The organism is Aeromicrobium sp. (genome assembly GCF_049587115.1).
Lineage (GTDB): Bacteria > Actinomycetota > Actinomycetes > Propionibacteriales > Nocardioidaceae > Aeromicrobium.
In genome coordinates, this window is the sequence record NZ_JBAVDI010000047.1 from 20,958 (window position 1) to 27,815 (window position 6,858).

Genomic DNA, 6,858 nt, shown 5'->3' on the forward strand with positions numbered 1-6,858 from the left:
GGCGCGTCTCGCGTAGCCTGTGGCACGTGCTTCTCACGTCATTTCCGGCCGGTCCTCTGCAGGCGAACTGCTATTTCGTGTCCCGCGGTCCAGGTGCCGACTGCGCGATCGTCGACCCGGGCATGGAGGCCATGGACGGCATTCGCTCGGTCGTCTCCGAGCACAACCTCAGGCCAGCCGCGGTGCTGATCACCCACGGTCACTTCGACCACATGTGGTGCGCCCAGGATGTCGCCCGTGAATACGACTGTCCGGTCTGGATCCATCCCGCCGACCGCCACCTGCTGAGCGACCCGATGGCGGCGATCTCCAACGAGTCGGCCGGGATGCTGCGAGCCCAGCTGGGCATGACCGATGTGCCGGACTTCGTCGAGCCCGCCGACGTCCGCGATGCAGTCGATGAGGCAAGGATCGAGGTCGGCGGCCTGACCTTCCAGGTCGATCACGTGCCCGGGCACACTCCGGGCACGGTCTTCTACCGGGTGGACTACGACGGTCCCGAGGATGTCTCGCAGATCATGTTTTCGGGTGACTTCCTGTTCGCCGGTTCCATCGGCCGCACTGATCTGACCGGTGGCTCACACCCGCAGATGCTCGACAGTCTGCGCGACCGCGTCCTGCCACTCGCCGACGACATCGTGGTGCTGCCCGGTCATGGCGGACAGACCTCGATCGGCCGCGAGCGCGAGACCAACCCGTTCCTTGCCGAGGTCATCGCATGACCAAGCTGAGTGGATTCCCCGAGTTCCTGCCCGCCGAGCGCAACGTCGAGCTCATCGTGCTGGACCACCTCCGCTCGGTCTTCGAGCTGCACGGCTTCGCCTCGCTCGAGACCCGCGCGGTCGAGACGGTGGACCAGCTGCTGCGCAAGGGTGAGATCGACAAGGAGGTCTACACCGTCAGGCGCCTCCATGCGACAGAGGACCAGAGCTCGGATGTGTTGGCTCTGCACTTCGACCTCACGGTCCCGTTCGCCCGGTACGTCCTGGAGAACGCCGGCAAGCTGGAGTTCCCGTTCCGGCGCTACCAGATCCAGAAGGTCTGGCGCGGTGAGCGGCCGCAGCAGGGCCGCTTCCGGGAATTCACCCAGGCAGACATCGACATCGTCGCGAAGGACGAGCTCGCGTTCCACTTCGACGTCGAGATCGCGCAGGTCATGGCCGAGGCCCTGTCCGGTCTGCCCGTGCCGCAGCTGACGCTCCAGATCAGCAACCGCAAGATCCTCGAGGGCTTCTACCGCGGCCTCGGCATCGCCGAGCCGACCACTGTCATGCCGATCGTCGACAAGCTCGACAAGGTGCCCGCGGACAAGATCGCCGAGCTGCTCCAAAGTGATGCAGGACTGACGTCAGAGCAGGCGTCGCACTGCCTCGCGCTGGCCGAGATCCGCTCGAACGGCGAGGGGTTCGTAGCGGCCGTTCGTGCGCTCGGAGTCGAGGATCCGATGCTGGACGAGGGCCTCGAGGAGCTTCGCCAGGTCGTGATCGGCGCTGCTGGGGCCGATGGCGTCGACGTGGTCGCAGACCTCCGCATCGCCCGCGGCCTCGACTACTACACCGGGACGGTCTTCGAGACCCGGATGGCAGGCTACGAGCACCTCGGTTCGATCTGTTCGGGCGGGCGCTACGACCAGCTCGCGAGCGACGGCAGGAGCACCTATCCGGGCGTTGGCATCTCGCTCGGAGTCTCACGGCTGCTGGTGCCACTGATTGCCGATGGCCTCATCGCCGACCGATCCGTCCCGAGCAGCGTTTTGGTCGCCCTGGTCGACGAGGAGTCCCGCTCGGCAAGCGTCGAGGTGGCCTCAGCCCTGCGAGCGCGTGGCATACCGACCGAGGTCGCCGCAACGGCGCAGAAGTTCGGCAAGCAGATTCGGTACGCCGAGCGTCGGGGCATACCGTATGTCTGGTTCCCCGCATCGCCCCAGACCGATGGCGCGCACCAGGTGCGAGACATCCGTGTCGGCGAGCAGAATGACGCCGATCCGAACACCTGGGCCCCGCCCGCCGACGACCTCAAGCCTCGAATCAAGGAGCAGAACACGTGATCCGCACCCATGACGCCGGAAGTCTGCGCGCCGAACACATCGGCCAGCAGATCACGCTCGCAGGCTGGGTGGCTCGGCGGCGAGATCACGGTGGCGTCGCGTTCATCGACCTGCGCGAGTCCTCGGGCGTCGTGCAGGTGGTCGTTCGCGAGGAGGTCGCACACCAGCTGCGGGCCGAGTACTGCCTCAAGATCGTCGGCACGGTCCAGCAGCGGCCCGAGGGCAACCAGAACGCAGGCATTCCCACAGGTGACATCGAGGTCATCGCCGACGACGTCGAGATCTTGAGCGCGGCGGCCCCTTTGCCGTTCCCGATCGACGATCACGTCGATGTCGGTGAGGAAGCGCGGCTCAAGTACCGCTACCTGGACTTGCGCCGCTCCGGCCCGGCCGCCGCGATCCGCCTGCGCAGCAAGGTCAACGCGGCCGCACGGGAGGTCCTCGGCGACCGCGACTTCGTGGAGATCGAGACTCCGACGCTGACCCGCTCGACGCCCGAGGGCGCCCGTGACTTCCTCGTGCCGGCGCGCCTGAAGCCCGGCAGCTGGTATGCCCTGCCGCAGAGTCCGCAGCTGTTCAAGCAGCTGCTCATGGTCGGTGGCATGGAGCGGTACTACCAGATCGCGCGCTGCTACCGCGACGAGGATTTCCGTGCAGATCGCCAGCCGGAGTTCACCCAGCTCGACATCGAGATGAGCTTCGTCGACCAGGCCGATGTGATCGACCTGATGGAACAGATCATCAAGGCCATGTGGGCACTGGTCGATCATGACGTCCCACTTCCGATTCCGCACATGACCTATGCCGAGGCGATGCGTCGGTTCGGCTCGGACAAGCCCGATCTGCGCATGGGCCAGGAGCTCGTGGAGTGCACGGACTACTTCAAGGACACCCCGTTCCGGGTGTTCCAGGCCGAGTACGTCGGCGCCGTCGTGATGCCCGGTGGCGCGTCGCAGGCCCGCCGCCAGCTCGACGCCTGGCAGGAATGGGCCAAGCAGCGCGGCGCCAAGGGGCTTGCGTACGTGCTGGTGCAGGAGGACGGTGAGCTCGGCGGACCTGTCGCCAAGAACCTTTCCGAGGCGGAGCGCGCGGGCCTGGCCGAGTTCGTCGGCGCCGAGCCAGGAGACTGCGTGTTCTTCGGTGCTGGCACGACCAAGGCCACGCGTGGGCTGCTGGGTGCGGCCCGCCTCGAGATCGGCCAGCGCTGCGACCTGATCGACACGAGCGCATGGGAGTTCGTCTGGATCGTCGACGCGCCGCTGTTCGAGCCGTCCGGTGACGCCATCGCCTCCGGTGACGTCGCGGTCGGTGCAGGCGCCTGGACCGCGGTCCACCATGCCTTCACCTCGCCCCAGGACATGGAGACCTTCGACACCGATCCCGGATCGGCTCTCGCCTACGCGTACGACATCGTCTGCAACGGCAGCGAGCTCGGCGGCGGGTCGATCCGAATCCACCGCGAGGACATCCAGAAGCGGGTCTTCGCCGTCATGGGCATCGAGGAGGACGAGGCGCAGGAGAAGTTCGGCTTCCTGCTCGACGCCTTCACGTTCGGCGCGCCACCGCACGGCGGCATCGCGGTCGGAATGGATCGCATCTGCGCGATGCTCAGCGGTAGTGACTCGATTCGCGACGTCATCGCTTTCCCGAAGTCCGGAGGCGGCTTCGATCCGCTGACCGCCGCGCCGGCGCCCATCACACCCGAGCAGCGCAGGGATGCCGGAGTCGACGCCAAGCCGAAGATGCCCAGGGCCGAGTCCCCTGACTCGGAGGAGAGCCCAAAAAGCTGACGCGCGGCCATCATCTCGTCTGACGAGCCGCATCGCTCCCTGCGGCCCGGCAGGCAGGTCGACGCGGGGCATGGGCGTCGGATGGAGGCCTCCGGGGTTCTGCCGAGAACTTCCCGCCCCTCGGCGACTAGGGTCGGGGCATGTCCTCCGACGGCCTGTTCGACCTGCCTGATGCATCGCTTCCGGCGACTCCGGGTGGCGGCAGCTTGAGCGGCAACACCGCCGCGAACGCCCCGTTGGCCGTGCGCATGCGGCCGCGGTCGCTCGACGAGCTCGTGGGCCAGCAGCACCTGTTGGCACCCGGCTCTCCGCTGCGTCAGATGATCGACGGCAACCAGCCACTGACGATCCTGCTGTGGGGCCCGCCCGGCACCGGAAAGACGACGATCGCGAGCCTGCTGAGCGCGCACACCGACCGCCGTTTCGTCGAGGTCTCCGCGGTCTCGGCCGGGGTCAAGGAGGTTCGCGAGACGATCGTCGGTGCCCGTCGTGCGCTGTCGCAAAGTGGCGTCGAGACAGTCCTGTTCGTCGACGAGGTGCACCGCTTCAGCAAGTCCCAGCAGGATGCGCTGCTGCCGGGGGTCGAGAACCGCTGGGTGTCCCTGGTGGCCGCGACCACCGAGAATCCGCACTTCAGCGTCATCTCCCCGTTGCTCTCGCGCTCGTTGCTGCTGACCCTGGAGTCGCTCACCGACGACGACATCGGCGTGATTCTCGACCGGGCGCTCGTCGACGAGCGGGGCCTTGGAGGAATGGTCACGCTGACCGAGGAGGCCAGGAGTCATCTGGTCCGACTGGCGGGGGGTGACGGTCGCCGTGTGCTGACCTACCTCGAAGCCGCCGCAGGCGCCGCCACGAGCCAGGGCAAGGCGCAGGTCGATGTCGAGGACGCTGCGCTCGCGGTCGACAAGGCCGCCGTCCGCTACGACCGGCAGGGCGATCAGCACTACGACGTCACCAGCGCATTCATCAAGTCGATCCGCGGATCCGACGTCGACGCCGCGCTGCACTACCTCGCCCGGATGATCGAGGCAGGTGAGGATCCGCGATTCATCGCTCGGCGCCTCATGATCTCCGCGAGCGAGGACATCGGCCTGGCCGATCCGACGGCGCTGACGACGGCGGTCGCGGCGGCCCAGGCGGTCGCGATGATCGGTTTCCCCGAAGCGCGCATCACCTTGTCCCAGGCGGTCATCGCGCTCGCCACGGCGCCCAAGTCGAATGCTGCGTACAAGGCCATCGATGCCGCGATCGCCGACGTGCGCGCCGGCAAGGTCGGAGCTGTGCCACCCGCGCTGCGCGATGCGCACTACTCAGGTGCCAAGAAGCTCGGGCATGGTCACGACTACCTCTATGCGCACAGCGATCCGCGGGGCGTCGTGAGCCAGCAGTACGCGCCCGACGAGGTCGACGGCGCAACGTACTACGAGCCCGGCGAGCACGGGGCCGAGGCGGCGATCGCCGAGCGTCTGGCGCGGATCCGGGCGATCCTCCGCGATCGTTGAGGCGTTAGGCTCGTCCTCATGTCAGCGGACGTGGTGATCCTCGTCGCGACGGCGTTGCTCGCGGTCGTGGCGTTATGTGCTGCGATCGTTGCCGTCCGGGCAGCGGGACGGCCGCCGGCGGCCGAAACTTCGGTCGCGCCTGCTCCACCGCTGCAGGCGTCGACCGAGATCGCCCGCGTCGAGCCCCGCGAGTCCGTGGGGGAGACCGAGCCCCGGGTCGTCGAGGGACGGCTGATCGTTCCACCCTCGGAGCTGCAGGTCGTCAACACCGCCCTCGGCCGCCCGGGAGTCCGACTGTCGGTGCTCGCTCATGGCGTGGCGCATGCCCTGCGCGCCGAGAGCCGTGACCGGGTATCCGCTCTGATGCGCCGCGAGTATCGCCGCCGCCGTCGCGAACGGCTGCAGGCCGGGCGACGCGCAGTCCGAGCGGGCCGATCCACCCAACCTTCCGACCAGTGGCTCAGCTCATGAGGACCCGCATGGTCTGGTTCGTTGCCGGCTCCGCAGCCGGTGTCTATGCCACGTCCAAGGCCCGTCGAGCGGCCTACCGGCTCTCTGCGCCGGGACTGATCGACCAGGCCGCGGCCCTCGGGTCCGGCTGGCGGGCCTTCAGTGCCGAGGTGCGAGCTGGCATGAACACCCGGGAGCACGAGATCGTCCACCAGCTCTCCGGCGCCACACTGGACCACCCCGACCTGCTCCGCCTCCAGGCCGAGCGCACCGACAAGGACCGAACCTGATGCAGACCGCGGAGATCCGCCGCCGATTCCTCGACTACTTCGAGAACGCCGGCCACACCGTCGTGCCCTCGGCACCGCTGCTGTTCGACGATCCCAACCTGCTGTTCGTGAACGCCGGAATGGTGCCGTTCAAGCCCTACTTCCTGGGGCAGGAGACCCCGCCGTGGGATCGTGCCACCTCGGTCCAGAAGTGCGTGCGCACGCAGGACATCGAGGAGGTCGGCAAGACCACTCGGCACGGCACGTTCTTCCAGATGAACGGCAACTTCTCGTTCGGCGACTACTTCAAGGAAGGCGCCATCACCCACGCCTGGCAGCTGATCACCGGCTCCGTGGCCGATGGCGGCCTGGGTTTCGACCCCGAGACGATCTGGGTCACGGTGCTGCACTCCGACGACGAGGCCAGGCAGCTCTGGAAGCGGGTCGCAGGCCTGCCCGACGAGCGGATCCAGAGCCGTGGGCTGCTCGACAACTACTGGCACATGGGTGTCGCCGGGCCGGGCGGGCCCGCCAGTGAGATCTACGTCGACCGCGGACCCGAATTCGGCCCCGACGGTGGGCCCGTGGTGGACGAGGACCGTTTCCTGGAGATCTGGAACCTGGTGTTCATGCAGGAGGAGATCACCAACGTCCGGGCCAAGGACCAGTTCGACGTCATCGGCGACCTGCCGAACAAGAACATCGATACCGGCATGGGCCTCGAGCGAGTCGCGTACCTGCTGCAGGACAAGACCAACCTCTACGAGATCGACGAGGTCTTTCCGGTCATCGAGAAG

7 protein-coding genes are annotated in these 6,858 nt (G+C 67.6%); all 7 read left to right on the forward strand.

Going from position 1 to position 6,858, the window contains the following annotated elements:
* The first annotated feature begins 26 nt into the window (after positions 1-26).
* A complete protein-coding gene (locus WB461_RS04770; RefSeq protein ID WP_423851572.1) occupies positions 27-722 on the forward strand; it encodes an MBL fold metallo-hydrolase in 696 nt (231 codons plus the stop codon).
* On the forward strand, positions 719-2,047 hold the full coding sequence (gene hisS / locus WB461_RS04775; RefSeq protein WP_423851573.1) for a histidine--tRNA ligase: 1,329 nt from the start codon (positions 719-721) through the stop codon (positions 2,045-2,047). Before WB461_RS04770 ends, hisS begins: the two co-directional genes overlap by 4 nt.
* Positions 2,044-3,837, forward strand: a complete 1,794-nt coding sequence (gene aspS, locus WB461_RS04780) for an aspartate--tRNA ligase (RefSeq protein ID WP_423851574.1) — start codon at positions 2,044-2,046, stop codon at positions 3,835-3,837. Before hisS ends, aspS begins: the two co-directional genes overlap by 4 nt.
* A 140-nt stretch (positions 3,838-3,977) precedes the next feature.
* Positions 3,978-5,342 carry a replication-associated recombination protein A gene (locus WB461_RS04785; protein WP_423851575.1) on the forward strand — a complete coding sequence of 455 codons (1,365 nt, stop codon included), beginning with the start codon at positions 3,978-3,980 and terminating at the stop codon, positions 5,340-5,342.
* Positions 5,343-5,360: 18 nt separating this feature from the next.
* Positions 5,361-5,813 carry a hypothetical protein gene (locus tag WB461_RS04790; protein WP_423851576.1) on the forward strand — a complete coding sequence of 151 codons (453 nt, stop codon included), beginning with the start codon at positions 5,361-5,363 and terminating at the stop codon, positions 5,811-5,813.
* A complete protein-coding gene (locus WB461_RS04795; RefSeq protein ID WP_423851577.1) occupies positions 5,810-6,082 on the forward strand; it encodes a DUF6167 family protein in 273 nt (90 codons plus the stop codon). The genes WB461_RS04790 and WB461_RS04795 overlap by 4 nt, the downstream gene beginning before the upstream one ends.
* Positions 6,082-6,858: alanine--tRNA ligase-related protein (locus WB461_RS04800; RefSeq protein WP_423851578.1), on the forward strand; the 777-nt coding region annotated here is incomplete at its 3' end. The genes WB461_RS04795 and WB461_RS04800, both read left to right, overlap by 1 nt.

Coding starts and splice junctions, on each gene's coding strand:
- hisS (WP_423851573.1), top strand. CDS start 719: ATGACCAAGCTGAGTGGATTCCCCGAGTTCCTGCCCGCCGAGCGCAAC.
- WB461_RS04785 (WP_423851575.1), top strand. CDS start 3,978: ATGTCCTCCGACGGCCTGTTCGACCTGCCTGATGCATCGCTTCCGGCG.
- WB461_RS04790 (WP_423851576.1), top strand. CDS start 5,361: ATGTCAGCGGACGTGGTGATCCTCGTCGCGACGGCGTTGCTCGCGGTC.
- WB461_RS04795 (WP_423851577.1), top strand. CDS start 5,810: ATGAGGACCCGCATGGTCTGGTTCGTTGCCGGCTCCGCAGCCGGTGTC.